Genomic DNA, 2843 nt, shown 5'->3' with positions numbered 1-2843 from the left:
TCATGCGCACCTGGCAACTGGCCAGGTCGCCATGAATGGCGACCCTACGGGCATTGCGGTTTTTACAGGGTGCGCATTCATATGCACAGGGTACAACTGGCCAGGTCGCCATGAATGGCGACCCTACGGGGCACTGCGGTTTTTACAGGGTGCGCATTCATGTGCACAGGGTACGACTGGCCAGGTCGCCATGAATGGCGATCCTACGGGGCACTGCGGTTTTTACAGGGTGCGCATTCATGCGCACCTGGTGCAACTGGTCAGGTCGCCATGAATGGCGACCCTACGGGGCACTGCAGGTTTTGTAGGGTGCGCATTGATGCGCACCTGGTGCAACTGGTGCAACTGGACAGGTCGCCATGAATGGCGAGCCTACGGGCACTGCGGGTTTTTACAGGATGCGCATTGATGCGCACCTGGTGCAATGGGTCAGATCGTGTGTGAAGGTCACGATTTCTTTTCAACCTTCGACATATTATCCAGCCAGCCCATCACAAAGGCCGACAGCACGAAGGTCAGGTGGATGATCACGTACCACATCAGCTTTTCGTTGGCGACGTTGCGCGCGTCCATAAAAATACGCAGCAGGTGAATCGATGAGATCGCCACAATCGAAGCTGCCACTTTGTTTTTCAGCGAGCCGGAATCCATCTTGCCGAGCCAGCTCAGCTTCTCTTTGCTTTCATCGATATCCAGCTTGGAGACAAAGTTCTCATAGCCGGACAGCATCACCATGACCAGCAAGCCACCGACCAGCGTCATGTCCACGAGCGACAGCAACAGCAGAATCAGATCGTTTTCCGCGATGCTGAGAATGTTGGGCAGCAGGTGAAAAATTTCCTGAAAAAATTTAACCGTCAGCGCCAGCAGCCCCAGCGAAAGTCCAATGTAAACCGGTGCCAGCAGCCAGCGCGATGCATACATCAGGTTTTCGGTAAAACGTTCCATAAGTTCCCATTTATCAACAGACAAGCCATCGAGTATAACCGAACTTATGTGAAGTTATTTCAGTGCTTCTTCAGAAATTTCAGGCGCGACTGGCAGCGGCAGCGACAGGCGAAACACCGCCCCGCCCTGCGGCCGGTTTTCCGCCCAGATGCGACCGCGATGTGACTCAATAATGGTTTTGCTGATGGCCAGCCCCAGCCCGACGCCCGGCACGGCCGACTCCTTGTCGCCGCGGGCAAACTTGTCAAAAATGCGCGTCAGATTCTCCGGCGCAATGCCCGGTCCGTTATCCCATACGGCGATCTCCAGCCGGGTTTTATCGCGCCAGGCGCGAATGCCGTGCTGCGCGGCATTGCCGGCATACTTCAGGCTGTTTTCGATCAGGTTAGTAAACACCCGCTCCAGCATCGCGCTGTCGCCTTTGATCAGGACCAGCTCCGGCGGTAAATCCAGCGTAAAGTCGTGCCCTTTCAGCGACGGTCCCATGCTGCTTAGCGCGCCGCCAATCACCTCGTCCAGCGCCACCCACTCTTCGCGCAGATTCAGCCCGCCGGACTGAATGCGCGCCATATCCAGCATGTTACTCACCAGCCGGATGGTGCTCAGCGTCTGTTCGCGGATCTGATTGGCCTGGCCAACGTATTTCGACTGCTCGCTGGCGAGGTCCAGCATCAGCATCTCAGCCTGGCCAAACAACACCGTCAGCGGCGTGCGCAGATCGTGGGACAGCGCCGACAGCAGCGCATTACGCAGCTGCTCGCGCTCGGCGGCCAGCCGTGACGCGGCTTCGCTGTGCGACAGCGCCATGCGTTCCAGCGCGTTGGCAATCAGCACCGTAAAGGTCTCCACCAGCCGCTGCTGTTCGGGAATCATCAGCTGGCGCAGGTTGTCCGGCTCAACCACCAGCAGGCCGCGGCAGTGCGCCCCGCTTTTCAGCGGCAGAATCTGGTACGGCACCGCCGGTAACGTATCGGTGCCGGCACCGGCCGGTTGCCCTTTGCTGTAGCTCCATTTGGCGATGCCGAGGTCGGGCGGCGTCCCGATGGTGCTTTCACCCGCCGACTGCAGCTCACCCTGTTCGTCGGGCAGCAGCAGCTGGCTGCGCGCCTGCAGCGTCACCTCAATGACGCGCTGGCTGGTAGCAGCGATATCCTGCGGCGTCAGCGCGCTGCCAAGCGATTTCGCCATCTCATACAGATGGCGCGCGCGCTGTTCACGGTAGCGCGCCACCCGCGCCTGATAGCGCACGCCGGCGGTGAGATTGCCGACAATCACCCCGACCGCCAGCATCACCGCAAAGGTCACCAGATATTGCAGATCCGATACCGCCACCGTGCCGGTGGGGGCCACAAACACCAGGTCGAAGGCCAGAATATTGATTACCGTGGCGAACACCGACGGCCAGCGGCCAAAGCGCAGCGCCACCAGCACCACCGCCAGCAGATAGATCATCACCGCGTTGGCGGTATCAAACTCCACCAGCCACCAGCGACCAATCAACGTCACCAGCACGCAGAGCGCGATCGCCATCAGACACCCGCGCAGGTGCAGCCGCCATTTCTCGCCGCTGGCACGCTGGCCGCTCAGGGCCGCTGGCACATCGCGCACCGGCTCATCCAGCGCCACTACCAGCAGGTCGAGCTCCGGCCCCAGCTCGCCGAGACGCTGGGCAAAGCTGTCGCGTCGCCAGCGCCGCTGCGGCTGGCGGCCGGTGACGATTTTGCCGAGATTGTGCTCGCGCGCATAGCGCAGCACCGCGCGCGCCTCGTCCGGATCGGACAGCGTGGCGGTTTCCGCGCCCAGCTCCTGCGCCAGCTGCAGCGTGCGCAGAATGGCGCGCCTCTGCGCTTCCGGCAGTCGGTTGAGGCGCGGCGTTTCCACATACACCGCATGCC

2 protein-coding genes are annotated in these 2843 nt (G+C 60.9%); both read right to left on the bottom strand.

Going from position 1 to position 2843, the window contains the following annotated elements:
- Positions 1–447: 447 nt before the first annotated feature.
- A complete protein-coding gene (locus tag ERD80_RS11380) occupies positions 448–948 on the bottom strand; it encodes a TIGR00645 family protein (RefSeq protein ID WP_021507874.1) in 501 nt (166 codons plus the stop codon).
- A 54-nt stretch (positions 949–1002) separates the two neighbouring features.
- Positions 1003–2843: DUF4118 domain-containing protein (locus ERD80_RS11375; protein WP_136546965.1), on the bottom strand; the 1841-nt coding region annotated here is incomplete at its 5' end.

The sequence above is a fragment of the Pantoea sp. R102 genome (assembly GCF_004916815.1).
Taxonomy (GTDB): domain Bacteria; phylum Pseudomonadota; class Gammaproteobacteria; order Enterobacterales; family Enterobacteriaceae; genus Pantoea; species Pantoea dispersa.
This window is presented reverse-complemented; position numbering and strand designations above follow the sequence as displayed.